The following is a 23267-nucleotide window of genomic DNA, read 5'->3' as shown; positions in this document are numbered from 1 at the left end:
ATTATTGTGATAATTAAAAGGTAAAAATTTATTATATCAGTTTCTTATTATTTAAAGAAGCCGTTTATACGTAAATGATGTATCAATGTTTACCCCCACCGGTAACTTATTTACCCGAAAACACAATGCCACTAAATAAATAAGCCTCCCCGACACTCGCTGTCCGGAAGGCCTTGACACCTAATTAGTTTAAACGTTGGTTTTCGTTTATATAAAATTAAGGCTTACTTAACGTTTTTTATATAGTCGTTAACCGATTGTCCGGATATTGTATACATGTGTGCAAAACAAGGCACTGTAAATCAAAATATTATACGAAACGCATCAATTACGCCCATTTATTTCCCGATCAGGGCGTCAAATTAAAGAGAACCGCAGCATAATTCAATTTTGATTATCATCATTTGATTGCAGATCAGCCTTGAACCTTCCCAGCCTTTACACTTCATGATATACAATCTTTTAAAATATATTTCCTTAAAAATCCTTTAATTTGCCAAAAGTTTAATTTCACCAATGCAAGATCTTAAAAAACTAATTGAAGAGGCCTGGGAAGACAGGAACCTGCTTAACTACAATGAATATACCAACGCCATCGAAACCATTATCAGTCGGTTAGATAAAGGCGAAATCCGTGTGGCCGAACCTATTGGCACACGCTGGCATGTAAATGAGTGGATTAAAAAAGCGGTTATTTTGTATTTCCCAACCAGGCAAATGGAAGAAATTAAAACCGGTCCTTTTGTATTTCATGACAAAATGAAACTTAAAACCGATTACAAACAAACCGGTGTTCGCGTGGTGCCTCATGGTATTGCCCGTTACGGCGCCCACCTGGCCAAAGGTGTTATCATGATGCCATCGTACGTAAACATTGGTGCTTATGTTGATGAAGGAACCATGGTTGATACCTGGGCTACTGTAGGTTCATGTGCACAAATTGGTAAGCACGTACACTTAAGTGGTGGCGTTGGTATTGGCGGCGTATTAGAGCCACTGCAGGCTGCTCCGGTTATTATTGAAGATAACTGTTTCTTAGGTTCACGCGCAATCGTAGTTGAAGGCGTACATGTTGAACACGAAGCCGTATTAGGCGCAAACGTGGTATTAACAGCATCAACCAAAATTATCGACGTTACCCACAGTACCCCGATTGAATACAAAGGTCGTGTACCTGCCCGCTCCGTAGTAATTCCGGGTTCATATACTAAAAAGTTTGCTGCCGGCGAATACCAGGTGCCTTGTGCCCTCATCATCGGTACCCGCAAGGAATCAACCGATAAAAAAACATCATTGAATGATGCCCTGCGTGAAAATAACGTAGCGGTATAATTTAGTCTTAAGTCGCAAGTTTAAAGTCATAAGTGATTGATGGATTAAGTTAAACATCTTTCACTTATGACTTTTAATTTAATAAGGCGACTCACGGCTTAAAACTTTGAACTTAAGACTTCAAATGAAGATAGGATACGATGCTAAACGGGCTTTTTACAATAACACTGGCTTAGGCAATTACAGCCGCTGGTTAATAAAAGGCATAGCTTCGCTCAACCCGTCCAATACTTTATACTTATATACGCCAAAGGCAAAGGCCAATCCCCGGCTTCATTTTATTGACAGCTATCCTAACATCCAAACCGTTACTCCAAAAAGCAAATGGTTTACCTCCTGGTGGCGCAGCAAGGGAATTATTAAAGATCTTAAACGCGATAGTATTGAATTGTATCACGGGTTAAGTCACGAGCTTCCTTCGGGTATCGAACAAACAAACATCAGATCGGTTGTTACCATACATGATCTCATCTTCATGCGGTATCCGAAGCATTTTGGTGCAATTAATTACCGTATTTACCTGGCTAAGGTTAAACATGCTTGTCGCATTGCAGACCGGATCATCGCCATAAGTCAAAAAACTAAAGATGATCTTGTTGAACTGCTCAACACAACGCCCCAAAAAATTGAAGTTATTTACCAGGGATGCGACCCTTCATTTGCTGTCAAACAAACCGCAGAGCAAAAATCAGCAGTAAAAGAAAAATACCATTTACCCAGCCGCTATATATTGAGCGTTGGAACTATTGAAGAACGTAAAAACCTGCTGCTAACAGTAAAGGCTTTAAAAAATGTAAGCGATAATATACCGCTTGTGGTGGTTGGCAAAGCAACCCAATACACCGAACAGGTTAAAGCATATTTAACAGCCAATAATTTAACCCACCGGGTAATATTTTTAAAAGACGTTACCTTTGCAGAGTTGCCTGCTGTTTATCAACTGGCATTGGTGTTTGTTTATCCGTCAAGGTACGAAGGTTTCGGTATCCCGGTGCTGGAGGCATTAAATTCCGGCACCCCGGTGATAGCGGCAACGGGCTCATGCCTTGAAGAAGCAGGCGGACCAAACAGTCTTTACGTTAACCCGGACGATGATGCCGGCCTTGCCGAAAAACTAAACCAGGTGCTTAGTGATGATGGCATGAGGCAAAACATGATAACTAAAGGCTACGCTCACGCAGCCAATTTTACAGATGATAGACTAAGCCTGCAATTAATGCAGCTATACCAAAATATTTTGAACCATGCTTAAAGACGAAGTAGCCAAAGCTTTAAAAATTGTGCAGGATGGCGGTATCATCCTTTACCCTACTGATACCATTTGGGGAATAGGCTGTGATGCCACCAATACCGAAGCTATCCAAAAAATTTATCGCCTTAAACAGCGCGATGAGGCTAAAAGTATGATCATTTTGCTGGATACCGAAAACAAATTGGAAAGCTATATCAGCGAAGTTAACCCGTTGGCCTACGAACTGATTGAATATGCCGAAAACCCGTTAACACTGGTAATGCCTGGTGCCAAAAACATTTCGCCGGCCCTAATTGCTGCAGATGGCAGCGTAGGAATCAGGGTTGTAAAAGACACTCCGTTTTGCCAGCAGCTTATTCAGCGTTTGCGTAAACCTTTGGTTTCCACGTCAGCAAATATCAGTGGCAAACCTTCGCCGCAGTATTTTTCACAAATAGACCAGGAAATCATTGATGGTGTTGATTACGTTGTTGATTTAGAACAGCACAGCAAAGAGATCAAGACACCGTCAACTATTATGAGGCTGGCCCCTGATGGGAGGTTTGAGTTTTTGCGAAGATAGAGATCAGAGGTTGGAGATCAGAGATTAGGATTAATCGGCCAACATATAAAAGGCGCTACTGAACCGCTGTCGGAAGTTTCCAACTTCTGGCCATTATGCCTGTAGTTTGTAACTACAGGCTGCATAGTTACCAATTAATCTTACCTTTGTACCCTTATTAGCGTTTTTAAGCATCAAACTATGCAGCAACACCTCAGGCATCCCGTATTTTCTGTTATATCCCGTTTGGCGGGCGAACAAAATGTACAGGCTTATGCTATAGGAGGTTTTGTGCGCGATATTTTCCTGAACCGCCCCTCGAAGGATATTGATATTGTAATTATTGGCAATGGGATAGCTTTTGCCGAAGCCGTTGCAAATACGCTTAAAGTTAAACTGGCGGTTTATAAAAACTTTGGTACAGCCTCGCTCAAATACCGCGATCTTGAGGTAGAATTTGTTGGTGCCCGCAAAGAATCATATCGCCGCGATTCGCGTAAACCTATTGTGGAGAACGGCACTTTGGAAGACGACCAGAAACGCCGCGATTTTACCATCAATGCGCTGGCCATTTCACTTCACCCCGATTCATTTGGCGAACTGCTTGATCCGTTTAACGGCATCGCCGATCTGGAAAACAAGCTGATCCGTACGCCACTTAATCCCAACGAAACTTTTTCTGACGATCCGCTGCGTATGATGCGTGCCATCAGGTTTGCTACGCAGCTCAACTTCCGTATAGATGACATTGCCGTTGAGGCTATCAAAACTACTGCCGACAGGATCAGTATCATATCACAGGAGCGTATTACCGATGAGTTGAACAAGATCATCCTTTCGCCGGTACCATCCATTGGTTTTAATTACTTGTTTGATACCGGACTGCTGCATAAGATTTTCCCGCAGATGGTTGCCCTGTATGGGGTTGATTATGTGGATGGCAAAGGCCATAAGGATAACTTTTACCATACACTACAGGTGCTCGATAACATCTGCGAAACCACCGACGACCTTTGGCTACGCTGGGCGGCTATATTACATGATATTGCCAAACCGGCCACCAAACGTTTTGAGCCCGGCCATGGTTGGACCTTTCATGGCCATGAAGATCGCGGCGCACGCATGGTGCCCAAGATATTTGCACAGCTTAAGCTACCGCTCAATGAAAAAATGAAGCAGGTACAGAAACTGGTACAGCTGCATTTAAGGCCTATTGTGCTTTCACAATCAATAGTTACCGATTCGGCAGTGCGGCGTTTACTTTTTGATGCAGGAGAGGATATTGAGGCCTTGATGTTGTTGTGTAAAGCAGACATCACTACTAAAAATGAATATAAGGTTAAAAAATATCGTAACAATTTTGAGCTTGTTCAACAAAAATTAAAAGATGTTGAGGAGCGCGATAGCATTCGCAACTGGCAACCGCCGGTTACCGGTAATGATATCATGACCATATTTGGTATAAAAGAAGGCCGCGAGGTAGGCATAATCAAAAATCAAATCCGCGAAGCTATACTGGAAGGCGAAATCCCTAACAATCGCGAAGCTGCATTGAGCTTTACAATAAGCAAAGGCCTGGAAATTGGCTTAAAAGTTGTGACTACCCCAAATTAAATTAAAACATTATTATTTTTGTCCAAAATCTACGATAAGCAATGGCACTATACAGGTTCAGGGTTACTTTTGAAGACTACGATGACGTTACGAGAGAAATTGATGTAAAATCAAATCAAACTTTCGAAGATCTTCACCGCGCAATTCATCAGTCAACCGGTTATAATCCGGAATTTTCTTCATCCTTTTATATCAGCAATGATCAGTGGACCAAAGGTGAAGAAATAACTTACCTGCCTAACCAAAGGCGTATTGACCGCGGCGTTTCCTTAATGAATAAAGTAAAACTATTAAGCTTTATTGATGATCCGCATCAAAAATTTTACTATACATTCAATTTCGATCGTCCGTTTGATTTTCATGTTGAACTGATGAAAATCATTTTGGATGAAACGCCGGGCACAACTTACCCCGCTGTTGTAAAATCAGTTGGCGAAGCGCCTAAACAATTCGGCAATGCATTTAACCCGACAGTTTTACCACCAACTACCGAAGATTTCGACTTCCTGAACGAAATGGCCTTCAACCCGGAGGATGCTGAAGATTTTTCGGAAGTTACAGATACAGATGACCTGCCGGAAGAAAAGCACAGCGGCGGCGAAGAAGAAGAGGAAGAAGATGAATTCGGCAACGAATTTAGCGACGATGAAGGCTTTGATGATGATGAAAGACCGGGCAGAGGAGGCAGCGACGATTATTAATTGACCCTACAATATCAATTACTCCGTCATTGCGAGGTACGAAGCAATTTCTTTAGGACAGTTGAGCTATTATAGCCGCTCTGCCACTCGGGGATTGCTTCGTACCTCGCAATGACGCTTTTATACCTTTATGAACTCCCAAACTCCCCCCACCCTTATCGTAGTTGCCGGGCCTACCGCTGTGGGCAAAACGGCTGCGGCTATCGAGTTGGCCCAGCACTTCAGTACGGTAGTGGTTTCGGCAGATTCAAGGCAGTTTTTCAGGGAAATGAGTATCGGTACTGCCAAACCCAACGAGGGCGAGTTAGCAGCAGCTAAACACTATTTCATTAATTCGCATTCGATATCTGAAAGTTTTTCTGTCGGCGACTTTGAAAAGCAGGGCCTAACCCTGTTAAATGAACTTTTTAACGTACATGATAAGGTTATCCTGGCCGGAGGATCAGGCTTATACGTTAAGGCTATTTGTGAAGGCTTTGATGATTTGCCCGTCGCCGATATTTCAATACGCGAAAAACTAAACCGGCAACTGGAAGAAGAAGGGATCATACCCTTGCAGGAAAAGCTAAAACAGGTAGACCCAGATTACTATACCCTGGTTGATCTTAATAACCCACAGCGCATCATCAGGGCGTTAGAAGTTTTTGAAACATCGGGTAAACCGTTTTCATCCTATCGCAACGCCACCATAAATAAGCGGCCGTTTAATGTTATCAAACTGGCCCTTGATATGCCCCGCGAAAAATTATATGAACGTATAAACCTGCGCGTGGATCTGATGGCTAAACAAGGCTTGGTTGAAGAAGTAAAAGGCCTCCTGCCCCATCGCCAATTGAATGCTTTAAATACGGTTGGCTATTCAGAATTGTTCGATTACTTTGATGGCAAGAACAGCCTTGACGAAGCGCTACTGCTTATAAAACAAAATACCAGGCGTTTTGCCAAAAGGCAGCTTACCTGGTTCAGAAAAGATAAAGATTTTATTTGGTTTGATGCCGGTGCCCCCGATGTTATCGATCAAATGATCAAAACAATTGAAACACCGGCATAAATTTATTGTGGTAATAAGCTTTGCAAGTATTTGCCGTAACCGCTTTTAAGGTATTTATTAACCAATAGCTGCAGCTGATCGTCATTAATAAACCCGCGGCGATAAGCAACTTCCTCAATACAGCCAATTTTTGTCGATTGACGTTTTTCTATTACGCGTACATATTCTGTAGCATCGCTCAAAGAATCAAACGTACCGGTATCTAACCAGGCTGTCCCTTTATCCATCACGCCAACGTGTAAATTACCCTGTTCAAGGTAAAATTTGTTAACGTCGGTAATTTCATACTCTCCACGGGGCGATGGTTCAAGATCTTTAGCTATCTGAATTACCGAATTATCATAGAAATAGAGGCCGGGTACTGCAAATTTCGATTTCGGTTGCAAAGGCTTTTCTTCAATTGACAATGCCCTGAACTCCGAGTCAAACTCAACCACGCCGTAACGCTCAGGATCAGCCACGTGGTAAGCAAAAATGGCAGCACCATCAACGTCATTGAAGCTGCGGATCAATTCGTTAAACCCTGTTCCATAAAATATGTTATCGCCCAATATTAATGCTACTTTATCATTGCCAATAAATTGCTCGCCGATAACAAAAGCCTGGGCAAGTCCGTTTGGTTTCTCCTGAATAGCATATTCAAATTTGCAACCAAGTTCTGCACCATCACCCAATAAGCGTTTAAACCCTGGATTATCTTCGGCAGTAGTAATGATCAGTATTTCTCTTATATCTGCCTGCATTAAAACCGACAGCGGATAATAAATCATCGGTTTATCATAAATAGGCATCAATTGCTTACTTATGGCCCTGGTAATAGGGTATAAACGTGTACCCGAGCCGCCTGCTAAAATAATTCCTTTCATAAATATGTATGTTTTTTTTGGTATGCCTATTTGTGTGCTATTTTATAATTATTGTTTAAATCCGGTAATAGCTTTCAGCTAAAATAAATATTTTTTTCAGCTTTTCGGTTTACGCAAAACATTACTGCTTTGTTTAACATATACCTGATTGCTATAACAAACTTCATGTGTTAAATTCCAAATAGATAGCATTAAAATTGGCATAATTGCGTATAATTGCAATTTAAATGCAAAACTCTACTATTTAGGTGGGGTTAGCAGGGTTTTTATCGTTAAAATGCATAAATATTATCTTACTCATCTGCAGGAATTAGAATCAGAGGCCATTTACGTTATCAGGGAAGTGGTTGCACAGTTTGATCGTCCTGCCATCCTGTTTTCGGGCGGGAAAGACTCTATTGTTGTAACGCACCTGGCAAAAAAGGCATTCTGGCCGGCTAAGATCCCTATGCCGCTAATTCATATTGATACTGGTCATAATTTTCCCGAAACAATGGAGTTCAGGGATAAACTGGTTGACAACCTTGGCGTACAACTTATTGTTGGTTCGGTTCAGGAATCAATTAACAAAGGCCGCGCAGTTGAGGAAAGTGGCATCAATGCAAGTCGTAATGAGCTGCAAATAGTAACCCTGCTTGATACCATTGAAAGCCATAAGATAGATGCGGCTATAGGTGGCGCACGCCGCGACGAGGAAAAGGCACGCGCTAAAGAGCGTTTTTTCAGTCACCGTGATGAATTTGGCCAGTGGGACCCCAAAAACCAGCGCCCCGAGCTTTGGAATATCTTTAACGGCCGCAAACGCATGGGCGAACATTTTCGCGTGTTCCCGATCAGTAACTGGACCGAGATGGATATTTGGAACTATATTTTACAGGAAAACATAGCCATACCTTCGTTATACTTTGCGCACCAGCGTGATGCCGTTTACCGCGACAATACCTGGTTGCCAGCATCAGAGTTTCTGCAGCTTCGCGATGGCGAAACTATCGAAAACAAACTTATGCGTTTCCGTACCCTGGGCGATATCACCATCACCGGCGGTATTGAATCTGACGCTGATACCCTGGAGAAGATAGTTGCCGAAGTATCTGCCACCCGCAGTACCGAACGTGGTAACCGCAGTGATGACAAACGCTCAGATACGTCGATGGAAGACAGGAAAAAACAAGGCTATTTTTAAATTTTGATTCAATAAGTCTTCAGGCGTTAAGCCCGGAGCAAAATTATACCACCACAATGGAATTATTACGTTTTACTACAGCAGGTAGTGTTGACGATGGGAAAAGCACTCTTATAGGGCGCTTACTGTACGATTCAAAATCCATCTTTGAAGATCAGATGGAAGCTGTAAAACAATCGAGCGAACGCAAAGGGCTTCAGCATGTTGATCTTTCATTACTAACCGATGGTTTACGTTCAGAACGCGAGCAGGGTATTACTATCGACGTAGCTTACCGTTACTTTGCAACCCCCAAACGCAAATTTATTATTGCCGATACCCCCGGGCATATCCAATATACCCGTAATATGGTAACCGGCGCTTCCACCGCTAACCTTGCGCTGGTACTTATTGATGCCCGTAAAGGCGTAGTTGAGCAAACCTGCCGCCACTCATTCATTGCATCGTTGTTAAAAATACCTCACATTATTGTTTGTGTAAACAAAATGGACCTGGTTGATTACAGCGAAGAAGCTTTTAACAAAGTAGTTGAGCAATACGAAGCTTTTGCTGCAAAAATTGATGTTAAAGATATCCGTTTTGTACCTATCAGTGCTTTAGCCGGTGATAACGTTGTAAACGATTCAGAAAACATGCCATGGTACAAAGGTGAAAGCTTGCTGCATACGCTGGAGACGATCCACATAGCCAGCGATGAAAACCACTCAGACGCACGTTTCCCGGTTCAAACCGTTATTCGCCCGCATGCCGATGAGTATCATGACTATCGTGGCTATGCCGGTCGCATAGCAGGTGGTATTTTCAGGCCAGGCGATAAGATCACCGTATTGCCTTCAGGGCTAACGTCGACCATCAAATCTATCGATACTTATTCGGGCCCGGTTGAGGAAGCATTTGCACCAATGTCGGTTTCTATTACTTTAGTGGATGATATTGATGTGAGCCGCGGTGATATGCTTGTAAAAGACGATAGTGAGCCACAAGTGAGCCAGGACCTTGATGCAATGATTTGCTGGATGGCCACACGTAGTCCGCGCCCGGGTGCTAAATATCACCTTAAAACCACCACCCGCGAGGTAATGTCGATCATTAAAGAAGTTTATTATAAACTGGATATCAACACACTTGAGAAACAGGAAGAAAATACCGATATCAAGATGAATGAAATGGTGAAGATCCGTTTACGTACTACCCAACCTGTAGTTTTCGATGAATATCGCAAAAACCGCATTACCGGTTCGTTGATCCTGGTTGATGAATCAACTAATGAAACTGTAGCGGCAGGAACGTTCTTGTAACCCCAGTATCCGAAAGGAGATTTTTGATTAAAATATTTTGCCCGATAATGTACCTGACTTGATCAGATTGTTATCGGGCTTTTATTTATATCAACCCGGCTCCTGCTACAGCTAAGTAAGCACAAAAAACCGAAGAGATTTGATTTTTAACAACCATCATTGCAATTACTTTGTTACAAATAAAAAAACTCCCGGTCGCTAAAAGTACCTTACTTTTGTTTATAATTTAAATACTTGATTTATTTGAAGATAACTCAATAACTGGTATTTTTATATAAATATTTAAAAATGAAAAACCTATCACTAATCCTGTTGCTCGGCAGCGTATTGATTGTTTTTTCCTGCAAAAAAGAGCATTCACAAACGCAGGATACCAGCAATACCACTGGTAAAAAATACAGTGTGACCTTTACTGTAGATAGCTCCAACGTGCAAACCAATGCTCTGAAAAGCAAACTACAAACAAATGCCAACACCGCTTCAAGTGCAACCCCCATAGGCCGACTGGCATATTTGGTCTATGATAATTCGGGTAAACTTGTTCATTCCCTATTTCAGGATACAAGCTCGAAAAATTTTGGTGTTATAAATGATGAATACCTCCCGGGAACATATACTGTAGTATTCGCGGCTACTAACACACGCTTTGATATAAATAGTTTTACTAACCTCTCTGATATCGGAGGAGCTAAAATTACTGGCCTAAATCAGCAAATCGATCTTTTTTATAAAAAAGTGGCAATTACTGTCAGCAACTCTGCGATTAATCAACAGGTCTTGCTTGATCGGATTAACGGGAAGTTGCGACTGGTTTCACAAGATACAATTCCTCCCGACGTAACAGAAATTCGCGTTAGTTATATTTCATATACCAGTTTTCTTCTTGATAAGGGTTTGATTGATGTTAATTCCACACTTTCAGATTCAATGGTCAAAGCTTTCAAAGCAAGTGATGTAGGCAAAAACTTAAGTATGGATGCCTTTTGTAACAACATCTATTCTCCCTTTTCAGTAACTATAACAACAACATCGGCAACCAAACAGCGCCCTCTTATCGCCATTAGCAACGTTGTGTGCCAAAGCAATAAGCTTACTATTTTAAGTGGCAAAGTTTTCAAAAATGCCGATCCAGAGTATAATAATGTGTTCCAAATAACACTTACCCCAGACTGGGGCCTGACAACCACAACTAAATTTTAATTGTAAGGCAACATTAATTTATCAGATAATGAGAAAGAAAATTAATATTATCATATTGCTTATTACGGTTGCTGCATTCTCCTGCAAAAAAGAGCATTCAAAAAGCGACCCAGGTTCACCTGATAATAAAGCGCATACAGTTACGCTAACTATTGACCCATCCGGCTTTTCGCAAAGTATTGGCAATAGCAACAAGCTAAAAGTAAACTCAACCGTAAACCCTGTTGATTTTAGAAATTATATTGATACCTTGTACATTAACTTTAACGACAAAGTATACACTTTCAGTACCAAAAATCTAACAACCATAAATATACCTTCTCAGCAATTATTTCCGGGTACCTATAAAGCCTTTGCAATGGGAGGAAAAAAGGGGTTACGCTTTTATGTTATCAGCGTTTTAGACGCTACTTATGATGGCCAATGGAAGGATTCATTTTGTGCTAATCAAAGTTTTACTGTTACCAATTCGGATCTGACGGTAAGTTTGAATTTACAACGGGTTAATGCCGCTTTAGAGGTAATAATTCAGGATTCAATACCTAAAAACGCAAGCTACATTACGTTGGCTTTATCCAAGGAATATCATTATTATCTCCCTAAAGTTAACCTAGTTGACCAAAATGTCATTGATAATGCTTCGTGGGTAAATAAATACACAATTGCAGATAATCTTAAAGAGAAGCCGAACTTCACAATAGACCAAATAGTTTTAAACACTATTGCCCCCTTTAATTTAACTATTATTGCTTACGACGCAAGCAATAGGCCTCTCGCAACTAAAGTGATAAACAATGTTAAACTCGCAGTAAATCAGAAAGCCATCTTTACAGGCACCTTATTTGGAGGTGCTACGTCTAACAATACCGGTAGTAACTTTCCGGTTCAGGTTGATACTTCCTGGAATAGTGTACCTATACTCAAACCTTTTTAATAATTAAGCCGGCACAAACGTCATTTGCCACGTAACTGAGAGGGGCGGATAGAAAAAAGGGCCGTATCATAGATAAGTGATACGGCCCTTTTCATTTAAAAAAGCGAAAAAGTTTTTTATTTAGGGGATGCAAGTACTGCTAAACATTGCTCCAAACTATCCCTCCAATAAGGTATTTCAATACCGAACGTAGCTTTAATCTTGGCTTTATCCATTACCGAATATGCAGGTCGTTGCGCTCTCGTCGGAAATTCGGATGTACGTATCGGGAACACTTTAACATCGGTACCTGAAATATCAAAGATACCTTTGGCAAAATCATACCATGAGGTTACACCCTCATTGCTGTAATGGTAAATACCATATGCGTTTTTCCCGGATGCGATGATATCAAGGATTGCGCCCGCCAGATCGATAGCATAAGTCGGAGTTCCTACCTGATCTGCAATGATCTTAAGCTCATCGCGCTCGACGCCAAGCTTCAACATGTTTTTTACAAAGTTGTTACCATATTCTGAATATAACCAGCTTGTACGGATGGTATAGTATTCATCAATAATTTCTGCTATGGCCTGTTCGCCTTCCAGCTTGGTAAGGCCATATATACTGATAGGTTCGGCAGGGTCTTCTTCTGTACGTGGCAACGCTGCATCACCCTTAAAAATAAAATCGGTTGAAATTTGTACGAGCGTGGTGCTGTAGGTTTTGCATTGCTTGGCAAGATTAACAGCGCCGGTTTTGTTAATGGCCCGGGCCAGATCAACGTCATCTTCTGCTTTATCAACAGCGGTATAAGCGGCGCAATTAATGGCAAAAGTCGGCTTATATTTTTCAAAAACTATATCCAGCAAATCTTCACGAAGAATATTGGCTTCATCTTCTGGCAGAAAATGGACATAATCTATTCCTCTTTCTCCGGCCACTTTTTTTAAACAGTTGCCCAATTGCCCTGATGCTCCAAATACGATAACATTTTGCATTTTCGTGGTGTTATTTTTTAAAACGTTGTTCAATTAAAATCCAAAGTCGGAGGCGTCCTTTAAAAAAGGTAATTCAAGGTCCTTATCCGATACCAGCACATCAGCAATGCTCATGTTCCAATCAATATTCAGATCGGGATCAGCGTAATGCAGCCCGCCTTCAGATTCTTTATTGTAATAATTATCGCATTTATATTGAAACACAGCTTCATCGCTCAATACAATAAAACCATGGGCAAAACCGCGGGGAATGAAAAACTGATCGTTATTTTCTTCAGATAATACAACGCTATAATGCTGGCCATACGTTGCGGAACCTTTCCTCAAATCTACCGCAACATCCAAAACGGCACCTTTGGTTACCCTTACAAGTTTGGCTTGCGCATGCTCACCTTTTTGCAGATGCAAACCACGGAGCACACCTTTGGTTGAATAAGATTGATTATCCTGTATAAAGTCGATATCAAAACCGGTGGCATCGGCAAATTTTTGCCGGTTAAATGCCTCAAAAAAATAACCGCGATCATCATTGAAAATACGCGGTTTTATTAGTAAACATCCCTCAATCGGGGTTTTTATTATTGTCATTTATAGTATCATTATTAATTTCACAAGGCTTACTGATGATCTCCCGGCAACTAAGATTGGGGAAATAAAAATTTGGTTTCAGGTATTTCCCAAAAAAATATGTTCAATAACAAACTCCTAAAAGCTATTGCAAACCAATGCTTAGAAGATTTAACGAGCAGTAACAGATGAATGTTTCACATTATTAAATTTAACTATTGCTAATGGTACTTTATTCAACAGTATCTAAATCAACAGAAGCAAAATCGGTTTCAACGGCCAATACCAGGGCAATGCATTTTATAATACTTATTGTTTAGGACACACCGTTATTGAGTAACTCAACATCATGTTTAAAGTGATGGGCTTTTATACCTTTAGCATCAACTTTTACAGCAAAAACACTTCCACTTAAGGGGTACTGCCTTAATTCCTCTTCTGTCATCTCAACTGATGCAGTAGTTATAAAAAGAGTGTCTAAGCCTTCGGACCCAAATGCGCATGAAGTTACCTTCGGAGCCGGAACATCTATTTTCTGAAGCAAGCTGCCGGTTGCAGGATCAAACCTGGCAACACCAAATCCGTCCCATAAAGCAACCCAAAGCATACCTTCATTATCGATAGTCATACCATCAGGATAGCCCATTGATTCCGGAATCTTAACAATAACTTTTCTTTGGGATAAATTGCTGTTGGCCGCATCAAAATTGTATTGCACTACTTCACCGGTAGGTGTATCGATATAATACATATAATTACCATCCAGGCTCCATGCAATGCCATTTGAGATGGAAACTCCTGTTACTTTTTCCTCTAAACTAAAATCTCCTTTGATGCAATATAATGAGCTAACCTCCCCTACACCATCCATGGATAAAGTTCCAACCCAAAAATTACCTGCCGGGTCGCATTTCCCATCGTTAAACCGTTTATTGTGACTTAGATGAATATCGGTATTGAGCTGATAACGAATTGCGCCACTGTCGAGATCAAGAGCTGCTATACCGTCTTCCAATGCAACCAATACAAGCTTTGCATTTACAGGGACCACCGTACCGATCCTTTTAGGCGTAGGATATGCCCTGTTAACAGCTTTAGCAGGATCAAAAACATTGAAAGTTTGCCCTTCAATATCTACCCAGTAAAGACACTGTTTTTCAATATTCCAAATTGCGCCTTCGCCTAATTTTGCCTTAGCTTCATAAACCAGCCCGGCCGTTAATGTGGTGTAATCAGTACTCATTATTTTTCATAGTTATGGCTACCGCTATTTTTGTAGGGTAGCCATAATCTTATTTATTGTAGTATGCGAAATCCTTATGGTTTATTTCCTGTTCGGGCAGCGATTTGAAATACTCGTAGGTAATTCTCAAACCTTCACTCCTTGATACTTTTGGCTCCCAACCTAATATGGCCTTAGCTTTGGTAATATCAGGGCGACGCTGCTTAGGATCATCTGTTGGCAATGGCAAGCTGATCATTTGCTGATCGGTACCTGTAAGTTTTATGATCTCTTCTCCAAATTGACGGATGGTGATCTCATCGGGATTACCGATGTTAACCGGCTGTACATAATCGCTTTGCAGCAAGCGGTAAATACCTTCAATCAAATCATCTACATAGCAAAATGAGCGTGTTTGAGATCCATCACCAAACATGGTCAATGGCTCACCCCTCAACGCCTGACCGATGAATGCAGGTAATACGCGGCCGTCATTAAGGCGCATGCGGGGGCCGTAGGTGTTGAAAATACGCACTATACGTGTTTCCACGCCATGGAAAGTGTGATAAGCCATTGTAATAGCTTCCTGAAAGCGTTTGGCTTCGTCATAAACACCTCTTGGCCCTACCGGGTTCACGTTACCCCAATATTCTTCGGGCTGAGGGTTAATGTTAGGGTCGCCATAAACTTCAGATGTGGAAGCGATTAACATCCTTGCCTTTTTAGCACGGGCCAAACCAAGCAGGTTATGGGTACCAAGTGAGCCAACTTTCAGCGTCTGGATTGGGATTTTCAGATAATCTATCGGGCTTGCAGGCGATGCAAAGTGCAGGATATAGTGCAATTCGCCAGGCACGTACACAAATTTTGAAACATCATGATTATAGAATTCAAAATTTTCAAGCTTAAATAAGTGTTCAATGTTACGCAAATCGCCTGTTATAAGGTTATCCATACCTATAACATGATAGCCCTCTTTAATAAACCTATCGCAAAGATGCGATCCCAAAAAACCGGCTGCTCCGGTTATTAACACTCTTTTACGTGCTGTCATTATCTCTTAAAATTGTAAAAATTAACGTAGTAGTCTCTATTATTTTTTGCCTATAGCCTGTACTATGAAGCCTATATCAGACAGTTTATTCGTATCGAGTAAGTTTCTTCCGTCAAAAATTTTAGCAGGTTTTAGCATTGAATCATAAATTCTTTGCCAGTCGTAATTTTTAAACTCGTCCCACTCTGTTAAAACAGCAATAGCGTGAGCACCTTTGCAAGCTTCATATGGATCGCTTACAACCTTAACTCCATTTCTATTTTCTTCCTGCGTCCGCGAGCCCAAATAATCAAGATCGGCATAAACCTGGTCTTCTAAAACTTTAGGATCATAAACAGAAATATACGCCTGTTCATAAAGTAAATGATCAGCTACATAAATTGCCGCCGATTCTCTTGTATCATTTGTGTCCTTTTTAAAAGCCCAACCCAAGAAGCTGATTTTTTTGCCATTAACCGTGTTGTAAAGATCGCGGATCATTTGATTAGCGAACCTTTTTTTCTGGTGGTCATTCATGATAATAACCTGTTCCCAATAATCAGCTACCTCTTGCAGGCCATAGCTTCTGGCTATATAAACCAGGTTAAGGATATCCTTTTGAAAACAAGAACCACCAAAACCAACTGAAGCCTTTAAAAATTTAGGGCCTATACGGCTATCAGTACCGATAGCCTTAGCTACTTCGGTAATATCAGCCTCTGTTTTTTCGCAGAGCTCACTTAATGAGTTTATTGATGATACCCTTTGTGCCAAAAATGCATTTGCCGTTAACTTTGACAATTCTGACGACCAAACATTTGTGGTTAAAATTCGCTCTCTCGGGATCCAGTTAGCATAAACATCTACTAAGGCTTGCACCGCAATTTGTCCTTCCGGTGTACTGTCACCGCCAATTAAAACACGATCAGGTGCATCAAGATCCTCTACGGCAGTACCTTCTGCAAGGAACTCAGGGTTTGATAATATTTGAAACTGAGATCCGTTACCAGTATGAGTAAGGATGTCCCTTATGGCACTTGCTGTTCGTACAGGTAAGGTTGATTTTTCAACTATAATTTTGTTATCTTTTGCTACCCTGGCAATCTGTCTTGCACAAAGCTCAATCCATTTTAAATCGGCAGCCTGACCTTTACCTGCACCGTATGTTTTTGTAGGTGTATTTACAGATATAAAGACCATTTGCGCATCTGCAATGGCAGACTCTACTTCTGTAGAAAAAAACAGGTTACGCCCGCGGGCTTCAGCAACTACTTCGCTTAAACCCGGCTCATATACCGGAATTTTATTCACATCTTCATCATTCCAGGCAGCAATTCGCTGCTCATTAAGGTCAACTACCGTTACTTTAATGTGGGGACATTTTTTTGCAATCATAGCCATTGTTGGACCTCCAACGTAACCAGCTCCGATGCAGCAAATCTTTGTAATTTGAGTCATATATTATAGATGTTGTTTAATGAGTGATAAAATCAAAAAATAAATTTAAAGCCATTTATACGGTAACATGCTTACTAACAAAATCATTATAAGCTAAAGCAATTCCTTCTTCAAGTTCTATTGTATGTTTCCATCCTTTGTTATGCAGTTTAGTAACATCCATCAGTTTTCTTGGTGTGCCATCCGGCTTAGTGGTATCGAAATTAATATCGCCTTTGTAATCAACGATTTTCTTTATCAGCAATGCCAGATCTTTAATGCTGATATCCTCTCCGGTACCAACATTTACCAATCCTTCTTCATCATAGTTCTGCATTAAATAATAGCATGCTTCTGCAAGATCATCTGCAAACAAAAACTCCCTTTTTGGAGATCCGGTGCCCCAGATGGTAACATCCGGCAAGTTTTGTTGTTTGGCTTCGTGAAAACGTTTTATAAGGGCAGGCAGCACGTGCGAGTTTTGCGGATGATAATTGTCATTATAACCATACAAATTGGTAGGCATTACCGAAATATAGTTACAACCATATTGTGCCCGGTAAGCATCGCACATCTTAATGCCTGCTATTTTTGCAATAGCATACGGCTCATTTGTTGATTCAAGTGGCCCTGTGAGCAAATAATCCTCTTTCAATGGCTGCGGCGCCATTTTAGGGTATATACAGCTTGATCCTAAAAACATCAGCTTTTTTACCCCGTTAAGGTATGATTGATGGATGATGTTACTTTGAATCTGCAGGTTATCATATAAAAATTCAGCACGGTAAGTGTTATTGGCAACAATGCCACCAACCTTTGCTGCAGCCAAAAAAACATAATCAGGCTTTTCCTGTACAAAAAAAGCTGCAACTTCTTGCTGGCTCCTTAAATCAAGTATGTCAGAGGTACGGGTTATTATATTTTTGAAACCTTCTTTTTCAAGCTTACGATATATAGCCGAACCAACCATTCCACGATGCCCTGCAATATATATTTTGGCGTCTTTTTCCATAAGGATTATTCGTATTGATTTTTGATAGCGTAACCAGACGCCTTTAATAATTTCTCTTTACGGAAATGGTCGACATCGGCATTCATCATATCTTCAACCAGCATCTTCAAATCATACTTTGGTGTCCAGCCTAACAATGTTTTTGATTTGGTAGGATCGCCAATTAAAAGATCTACCTCGGTTGGACGGAAATATTTTGGATCAATTGCAACCACCTCCTTACCGATCTCAATCTGGAAATCAGCCGATTCACAAGCTGCTACATAACCTTTTTCGTCTACGCCCTCGCCTTTAAACTCTACTCTGATACCTACTTCGGCAAAAGCCATCCTAACAAACTCCCTAACACGGGTTGTAATGCCAGTGGCAATAACATAATCGGTAGGTTTTTCTTGCTGCAATATCAGGTACATGGCCTCAACATAATCTTTTGCATGTCCCCAATCGCGTTGCGCATCAAGATTGCCCAGGTATAATTTATCCTGAAGCCCCATCGCTATTTTAGCTGTGGCGCGTGTAATTTTGCGGGTAACAAATGTTTCGCCGCGCAACGGACTTTCGTGATTAAATAAAATTCCGTTACAGGCATAAATACCATAAGCCTCGCGGTAATTTACCGTAATCCAGTAGGCGTACATTTTCGCCACCGCATATGGCGACCGTGGATAAAATGGCGTCGTTTCTGATTGTGGAACAGCCTGCACTAAACCGTACAATTCAGAAGTAGAAGCCTGATATATCTTGGTCTTTTTTTCCAAACCTAATATCCTGATAGCCTCCAATAACCGCAGGGTACCTATGCCATCGGCATTCGCTGTATATTCAGGAGTATCAAAACTTACCTTTACATGCGACATCGCACCTAAATTGTAAATTTCATCGGGTTGAACCTGCTGAATTATCCGGATCAAATTTGTTGAATCGCTCAGATCACCATAATGTAAGGTTAACCGAACATCGTTATCATGGGGGTCCTGGTACAAATGATCAATCCTATCGGTATTAAATAACGAGCTCCTTCTTTTAATACCATGCACCTCGTAGCCTTTTGACAGTAAAAGTTCGGTAAGGTAAGCACCATCCTGCCCCGTTATACCTGTTATTAAGGCGATCTTTTTCATAGTTATGTTAATGTAGTTACAAAAAAAGCAACAATTATTGAATGATTGTCACTTTCAACCATATTTTTTCAGCATTAAATATAATTATCACGCTTTAATCCACTTATATTGAACCGATTTCGACTGCAAATTGCATCATTTTTTATTATCGCCCTTTCATTTTGTATTTTGAGATATGATTAGCTCTTTTATTTGGCTGGCTTTATTATAAGCCAACACCGTTAAATGTAACAAAAAATCAATTGGCAATAGGAAACAACTGATTTCCCGGTTAGCTTCTACTGCCAATTGAAATAGTTTCCGGCTATTCTAAATGAAAAGACCGGTATTCGGATAACATTTCCGACGTACTCATACCGCTATTAAACAATCTGGCTTCTTTAACTGCATCTGATTTTATGGTGAATGTGCTCACCGGTTTAAAATCAAAATTGGCCGGCAGCCTAACCCAGCCCTGTTTGGTGTTATTATTGCCATTATATAAAACACCGTTAACCATTGATGATAGTACACGGCTCCGGTTGTCCAGCATAAAGGAAATCACATTGTCGGTTTGATCATCATGATGAATCCTACTACTGCCACAATCGTACGACAAAATAAGCTTATTGTTTGTATAAAGATTGATGGCAACTGTACCATTATTTTGAGCAACAATACGAACAGAGCTTTGCCCATCCGCGCTTTGTGACACAGCCAGCGTATCGTTTGCTTTAAAACCGGTCATCCTGATATTAAGAGAAACTCCATTCCATCGTGATTGGGAAGTTACTTTAATTGGCGTTCCTACCGATGGGCCAGTAGCCTTTTTAAAATCAGCAACAAGATAACTTTCAATTAATTGCGATTTAGTGCCCTGATCCCATAGCATCTCAAACAAGGCTGGGTTAACCTTATGAAAGCGTGCTTCCTTTTTTTGCGTTTCTGTAACAAAATAACCGCCGTTGTCTTCTATAAGATCCGGATAACTTAACAAAAGAGATGGCAATAAGGTTGGATCATACAATAATACTTCGGGCTGCGACCATGCTATCTCTCCATCTTTTTCTACCCCGCCCGAAACCCAAACCGGATTACGGTATCCCCAAACGTAACTGTTGTTGTGGAACCAAAAAATGTATTTTCCGTTTGAGCATTTAAACACACGAGGACAAGCTCTGGGATTTCTGATCGTATCACCATTTTCATAAGTCATCGGCCTCGGTAACGACCATGTTTTACAACTATCGCTTGAGTAAGTTATAGCCGGATATCCCAGCTGCGTTCTGAAAATACAAGCAAATTTCCCGTTGCTTAATTCAACCAAATTATGCTCTTCCTGTACATTACCCATCGTTGGCGACCTTATCCCGATATTACCCTTAGGATAAAAATTCCAGATTATTTTAGTGTTGTCCGTTTCGGTATTAAGATTTGGCGAGTTAACAATCGCCCCTTCGTGGGTATCATAGTTACCATTTCTGGTAAAACCGAAATACACCTGACCATCGCTCGATAAAATAGGTTTGCAAATGGTCCAAAAAACCTGGTGAGCACCATGATCGTGATATTGATTTACCAAATCGATGGCGCTTACAGGCATATCAATTATAAAACGATTTGACCAGGTTGCGCCGTTATCATCCGAGTACCGGTAACACATTTTTCCAACCATATCAAACCTGATACCATCGTTGGTATTGTCAATGTTGTACCCGTAAATAACGTATATCCTTCCGTTGGCATTTAAAAAAGGAATAGCATAAAACGCCGAATTTCCGGTTGCCGGCTCTAAATCGGTACTTTCCTGCCACGATCTACCTTTGTCGTTACTTAGGCTAATACCTATTGTTTCGCCAGAGGAGCCTTCATTTGTGGGAGATTTAGTGTAAAAACAGATGTAAGATCCATTACTCAGCTTTAAAACATAAGGTTGATCAATGTATCCAGCCTGCAATATTACAGAGCCGCGTGAACGGAGCCGATAATCAACCGTATCGACAGGAGTAGCAGGAACCGCACCACCGCCAGGAATACCTATTGTGTCGGTTGCAGGCTGCTCATTTTGAACAGTGCTTTTTTTACATGAAGTTGAAAATACGGAGCAAAAAAAAATTATTGTGAAGAATTCAAGGAAATGCTTTCCATATTGGAAAACTTTGGGTTTAGGGGACATTTTTTTATAATAGTTTAAATCAAATAGTTCTTAAATATATCATATAAGACTGACTGTTTTGCCTTTTTTCCCGCATTTTTTTTTCAGTCAGTTAAGTTATACATCTCTTAACAATTTCTTTACACTTAAACACAAAATCATACTAAATTAATCCAATTTTTAAAAAAATTACATTAATTTAGCGCCAATACTGCAAATATATTAATTTACATCTAAATCAAAAAACATTGTCATCAGCTAAAAAATTCGCCGGTCAAACTGCTGTATACGGCATTAGTACTATCATTTCCCGGTCGTTCTATTTTGTGCTTACTCCAATATATGTGGGTACATTATCGGCAAAGGTTTATGGGGTATTTACCAAAATGTACAGTTGGACTGCCATACTTACTGCCATCATTTCGTTTGGCATGGAAACAACCTTTTTCAGATACATTAATAAAAATGAGCACGACAAAGAAATGGTGTATTGCAATACCTTTTTAGGGATTGCTTTAACCTGCGCCATTTTTTTACTTACTGTTTTTACATTTATAGGAAACATAGCTTTATGGCTTAACGGCAATAACATGGAGTCATACAGCGATTATGTTTATTACATCAGGTGTTTAAGTCTGGTACTGGTTATCGATGCCCTTTGTGCAATCCCCTTCGCATATATGCGTACTGTTAATAAGGCAATCAGATACAGTATGGTGAAAATATTCAACATCGTATTGGTTGTATCACTGAATATGGTTTTCCTGTTTGTAATACCTTATTTTATCAAAAATAAGCTTTGGGGGTATGAAAATTTAATTACCTGGTACCGACCGCATTGGGTGGGCTACATCTTTTTGGCTAACATTATAGCAAGTATAATTACCTTTTTAGTACTGGTTCCTGAAATATTAAAATTCAGGTTTAAATTTGATGGAAGGATATTTATTGAGATGGTTAAATACAGCTGGCCAATTTTAATTGCCAACGTATCATACATCATCAATGAAAACCTTGATAAAATAATGCTCGGGAAATTACTGCCCAGTAATATAAGTGAGCAGGAGGTAGGTATTTACGGCGCATGCGCAAAAATAGCGTTGTTTTTAAGCCTATTTGTACAGGCCTTCAGGCTTGGTGCCGAACCTTTTTTCTTCAGCCAGGCTCAGAACAAAAATTCGGGCGAAACATATGCTAAAATAATGGACTACTTCATCATTGTAGTTTCAATAATTTGCGTTGGGATCGTAGCTAATGTTGACATACTTAAGTACTTTATTAAAGGCCATGATACAGTTCAGCAAAACTTATATTGGTCGGGGCTTGGCGTTGTTCCCTTGCTATTATTCGGCTATATGAGCCTTGGTATATATATGAATTTATCTGTTTGGTTTAAACTATCAGATCAAACCCAATATGGACTGTATATCTCTGGCATAGCAGCTATCATTACAATTATTTTAAATGTGATCTTTATTCCCAAATATAGTTACATGGCGTCTGCCTGGGTGTCATTTATTGCATATGCTGTTATGATGATCCTGGCATTTTTGTGGGGCCAAAAAAACTACCCGATACCCTACAATATCAAAAAAAACCTCGCATACATTATTGCTTCGGTTGTAATCATATTTTTAAGCTTTGTTGTATTTAAACGGAACCTGATCATCGGCAATGGATTGTTTCTTCTGTTTATAGGAGTAACAGTATACTTTGAAAAAACTACGCTTAAAAGATTTTTCAAATAGCTATATTATTTAAAATAGCCACCGGGCAATATGTTAACAAC

General features: G+C 40.3%; 20 protein-coding genes. 11 read left to right on the top strand and 9 right to left on the bottom strand.

What is annotated here, in order from left to right; translation table 11 throughout:
• The first annotated feature begins 516 nt into the window (after window positions 1-516).
• The 6 genes from BMX50_RS21835 (at window position 517) to miaA (ending at window position 6491) form a co-directional block, all read left to right on the top strand.
• Complete coding sequence (locus BMX50_RS21835; RefSeq protein ID WP_091213702.1) at window positions 517-1332, top strand: 2,3,4,5-tetrahydropyridine-2,6-dicarboxylate N-succinyltransferase; 816 nt, start codon at window positions 517-519, stop codon at window positions 1330-1332.
• A gap of 124 nt (window positions 1333-1456) precedes the next feature.
• On the top strand, window positions 1457-2584 hold the full coding sequence (locus tag BMX50_RS21830; protein ID WP_091213698.1) for a glycosyltransferase family 4 protein: 1128 nt from the start codon (window positions 1457-1459) through the stop codon (window positions 2582-2584).
• Window positions 2577-3146 (top strand): L-threonylcarbamoyladenylate synthase, encoded by a 570-nt coding sequence (locus tag BMX50_RS21825; RefSeq protein ID WP_091213694.1) that lies wholly within the window; start codon window positions 2577-2579, stop codon window positions 3144-3146. Before BMX50_RS21830 ends, BMX50_RS21825 begins: the two co-directional genes overlap by 8 nt.
• A gap of 180 nt (window positions 3147-3326) precedes the next feature.
• Window positions 3327-4739, top strand: a complete 1413-nt coding sequence (locus BMX50_RS21820) for a CCA tRNA nucleotidyltransferase (RefSeq protein WP_091213689.1) — start codon at window positions 3327-3329, stop codon at window positions 4737-4739.
• 41 nt (window positions 4740-4780) lie between these two features.
• Window positions 4781-5440 (top strand): IS1096 element passenger TnpR family protein, encoded by a 660-nt coding sequence (locus BMX50_RS21815; protein WP_091213685.1) that lies wholly within the window; start codon window positions 4781-4783, stop codon window positions 5438-5440.
• Window positions 5441-5570: 130 nt separating this feature from the next.
• Window positions 5571-6491 (top strand): tRNA (adenosine(37)-N6)-dimethylallyltransferase MiaA, encoded by a 921-nt coding sequence (gene miaA / locus BMX50_RS21810; RefSeq protein ID WP_091213682.1) that lies wholly within the window; start codon window positions 5571-5573, stop codon window positions 6489-6491.
• A gap of 2 nt (window positions 6492-6493) precedes the next feature.
• On the opposite strand, the gene rfbA is transcribed toward miaA, so the two are convergent.
• Window positions 6494-7357 carry a glucose-1-phosphate thymidylyltransferase RfbA gene (gene rfbA / locus BMX50_RS21805; RefSeq protein ID WP_091213678.1) on the bottom strand — a complete coding sequence of 288 codons (864 nt, stop codon included), beginning with the start codon at window positions 7355-7357 and terminating at the stop codon, window positions 6494-6496.
• Between the two features lie 277 nt (window positions 7358-7634).
• Between rfbA and cysD the strand changes: the two genes are divergently transcribed.
• From cysD to BMX50_RS21785, 4 genes are all read left to right on the top strand, one after another.
• Complete coding sequence (gene cysD, locus BMX50_RS21800) at window positions 7635-8540, top strand: sulfate adenylyltransferase subunit CysD (protein ID WP_091213675.1); 906 nt, start codon at window positions 7635-7637, stop codon at window positions 8538-8540.
• A gap of 56 nt (window positions 8541-8596) precedes the next feature.
• Window positions 8597-9838, top strand: a complete 1242-nt coding sequence (gene cysN, locus BMX50_RS21795) for a sulfate adenylyltransferase subunit CysN (RefSeq protein WP_091213672.1) — start codon at window positions 8597-8599, stop codon at window positions 9836-9838.
• A gap of 288 nt (window positions 9839-10126) precedes the next feature.
• Window positions 10127-11038, top strand: coding sequence for a hypothetical protein (locus tag BMX50_RS21790; RefSeq protein ID WP_091213669.1), 912 nt, complete (start codon window positions 10127-10129; stop codon window positions 11036-11038).
• 28 nt (window positions 11039-11066) lie between these two features.
• Entirely contained in the window at window positions 11067-11972 is a 906-nt protein-coding gene (locus BMX50_RS21785; protein ID WP_091213665.1) for a hypothetical protein, read from the top strand.
• A gap of 116 nt (window positions 11973-12088) precedes the next feature.
• On the opposite strand, the gene rfbD is transcribed toward BMX50_RS21785, so the two are convergent.
• From rfbD to BMX50_RS21745, 8 genes are all read right to left on the bottom strand, one after another.
• Window positions 12089-12952 carry a dTDP-4-dehydrorhamnose reductase gene (gene rfbD / locus BMX50_RS21780; RefSeq protein WP_091213825.1) on the bottom strand — a complete coding sequence of 288 codons (864 nt, stop codon included), beginning with the start codon at window positions 12950-12952 and terminating at the stop codon, window positions 12089-12091.
• A 33-nt stretch (window positions 12953-12985) separates the two neighbouring features.
• Entirely contained in the window at window positions 12986-13540 is a 555-nt protein-coding gene (gene rfbC, locus BMX50_RS21775) for a dTDP-4-dehydrorhamnose 3,5-epimerase (RefSeq protein ID WP_091213662.1), read from the bottom strand.
• A 295-nt stretch (window positions 13541-13835) separates the two neighbouring features.
• Window positions 13836-14762 carry an SMP-30/gluconolactonase/LRE family protein gene (locus BMX50_RS21770; protein ID WP_091213658.1) on the bottom strand — a complete coding sequence of 309 codons (927 nt, stop codon included), beginning with the start codon at window positions 14760-14762 and terminating at the stop codon, window positions 13836-13838.
• Window positions 14763-14811: 49 nt separating this feature from the next.
• On the bottom strand, window positions 14812-15795 hold the full coding sequence (locus BMX50_RS21765) for a UDP-glucuronic acid decarboxylase family protein (protein ID WP_091213655.1): 984 nt from the start codon (window positions 15793-15795) through the stop codon (window positions 14812-14814).
• Between the two features lie 39 nt (window positions 15796-15834).
• Window positions 15835-17232 (bottom strand): UDP-glucose 6-dehydrogenase, encoded by a 1398-nt coding sequence (locus BMX50_RS21760; protein ID WP_091213651.1) that lies wholly within the window; start codon window positions 17230-17232, stop codon window positions 15835-15837.
• A gap of 55 nt (window positions 17233-17287) precedes the next feature.
• Complete coding sequence (gene fcl, locus BMX50_RS21755) at window positions 17288-18223, bottom strand: GDP-L-fucose synthase (RefSeq protein ID WP_091213648.1); 936 nt, start codon at window positions 18221-18223, stop codon at window positions 17288-17290.
• Window positions 18224-18228: 5 nt separating this feature from the next.
• The gene (gene gmd / locus BMX50_RS21750) at window positions 18229-19344 is read right to left on the bottom strand and encodes a GDP-mannose 4,6-dehydratase (RefSeq protein WP_091213644.1); all 1116 of its coding nucleotides are present in this window, start codon (window positions 19342-19344) and stop codon (window positions 18229-18231) included.
• A gap of 304 nt (window positions 19345-19648) precedes the next feature.
• A complete protein-coding gene (locus BMX50_RS21745; protein ID WP_091213639.1) occupies window positions 19649-21499 on the bottom strand; it encodes a sialidase family protein in 1851 nt (616 codons plus the stop codon).
• A 227-nt stretch (window positions 21500-21726) separates the two neighbouring features.
• On the opposite strand from BMX50_RS21745, the gene BMX50_RS21740 reads away from it, so the two are divergent.
• Window positions 21727-23226, top strand: a complete 1500-nt coding sequence (locus tag BMX50_RS21740; protein ID WP_091213635.1) for an oligosaccharide flippase family protein — start codon at window positions 21727-21729, stop codon at window positions 23224-23226.
• Window positions 23227-23267 lie beyond the last annotated feature (41 nt).

Source organism: Mucilaginibacter gossypiicola, from assembly GCF_900110105.1.
In the GTDB taxonomy this organism is placed as follows: Bacteria; Bacteroidota; Bacteroidia; order Sphingobacteriales; family Sphingobacteriaceae; genus Mucilaginibacter; species Mucilaginibacter gossypiicola.
Note: the sequence above shows the minus strand (reverse complement) of the source record. Positions and strands in the feature narration are given on the sequence as shown.

Excerpts from the sequence above, each read along its gene's own strand:
- rfbC (WP_091213662.1), bottom strand. The coding sequence starts at position 13,540 with ATGACAATAATAAAAACCCCGATTGAGGGATGTTTACTAATAAAACCG.
- rfbD (WP_091213825.1), bottom strand. The coding sequence starts at position 12,952 with ATGCAAAATGTTATCGTATTTGGAGCATCAGGGCAATTGGGCAACTGT.
- rfbA (WP_091213678.1), bottom strand. The coding sequence starts at position 7,357 with ATGAAAGGAATTATTTTAGCAGGCGGCTCGGGTACACGTTTATACCCT.
- BMX50_RS21820 (WP_091213689.1), top strand. The coding sequence starts at position 3,327 with ATGCAGCAACACCTCAGGCATCCCGTATTTTCTGTTATATCCCGTTTG.
- BMX50_RS21835 (WP_091213702.1), top strand. The coding sequence starts at position 517 with ATGCAAGATCTTAAAAAACTAATTGAAGAGGCCTGGGAAGACAGGAAC.
- BMX50_RS21830 (WP_091213698.1), top strand. The coding sequence starts at position 1,457 with ATGAAGATAGGATACGATGCTAAACGGGCTTTTTACAATAACACTGGC.
- gmd (WP_091213644.1), bottom strand. The coding sequence starts at position 19,344 with ATGAAAAAGATCGCCTTAATAACAGGTATAACGGGGCAGGATGGTGCT.
- cysD (WP_091213675.1), top strand. The coding sequence starts at position 7,635 with ATGCATAAATATTATCTTACTCATCTGCAGGAATTAGAATCAGAGGCC.
- miaA (WP_091213682.1), top strand. The coding sequence starts at position 5,571 with ATGAACTCCCAAACTCCCCCCACCCTTATCGTAGTTGCCGGGCCTACC.
- BMX50_RS21790 (WP_091213669.1), top strand. The coding sequence starts at position 10,127 with ATGAAAAACCTATCACTAATCCTGTTGCTCGGCAGCGTATTGATTGTT.
- BMX50_RS21765 (WP_091213655.1), bottom strand. The coding sequence starts at position 15,795 with ATGACAGCACGTAAAAGAGTGTTAATAACCGGAGCAGCCGGTTTTTTG.
- BMX50_RS21770 (WP_091213658.1), bottom strand. The coding sequence starts at position 14,762 with ATGAGTACTGATTACACCACATTAACGGCCGGGCTGGTTTATGAAGCT.
- BMX50_RS21785 (WP_091213665.1), top strand. The coding sequence starts at position 11,067 with ATGAGAAAGAAAATTAATATTATCATATTGCTTATTACGGTTGCTGCA.
- fcl (WP_091213648.1), bottom strand. The coding sequence starts at position 18,223 with ATGGAAAAAGACGCCAAAATATATATTGCAGGGCATCGTGGAATGGTT.
- cysN (WP_091213672.1), top strand. The coding sequence starts at position 8,597 with ATGGAATTATTACGTTTTACTACAGCAGGTAGTGTTGACGATGGGAAA.
- BMX50_RS21815 (WP_091213685.1), top strand. The coding sequence starts at position 4,781 with ATGGCACTATACAGGTTCAGGGTTACTTTTGAAGACTACGATGACGTT.
- BMX50_RS21760 (WP_091213651.1), bottom strand. The coding sequence starts at position 17,232 with ATGACTCAAATTACAAAGATTTGCTGCATCGGAGCTGGTTACGTTGGA.
- BMX50_RS21745 (WP_091213639.1), bottom strand. The coding sequence starts at position 21,499 with ATGTCCCCTAAACCCAAAGTTTTCCAATATGGAAAGCATTTCCTTGAA.
- BMX50_RS21825 (WP_091213694.1), top strand. The coding sequence starts at position 2,577 with ATGCTTAAAGACGAAGTAGCCAAAGCTTTAAAAATTGTGCAGGATGGC.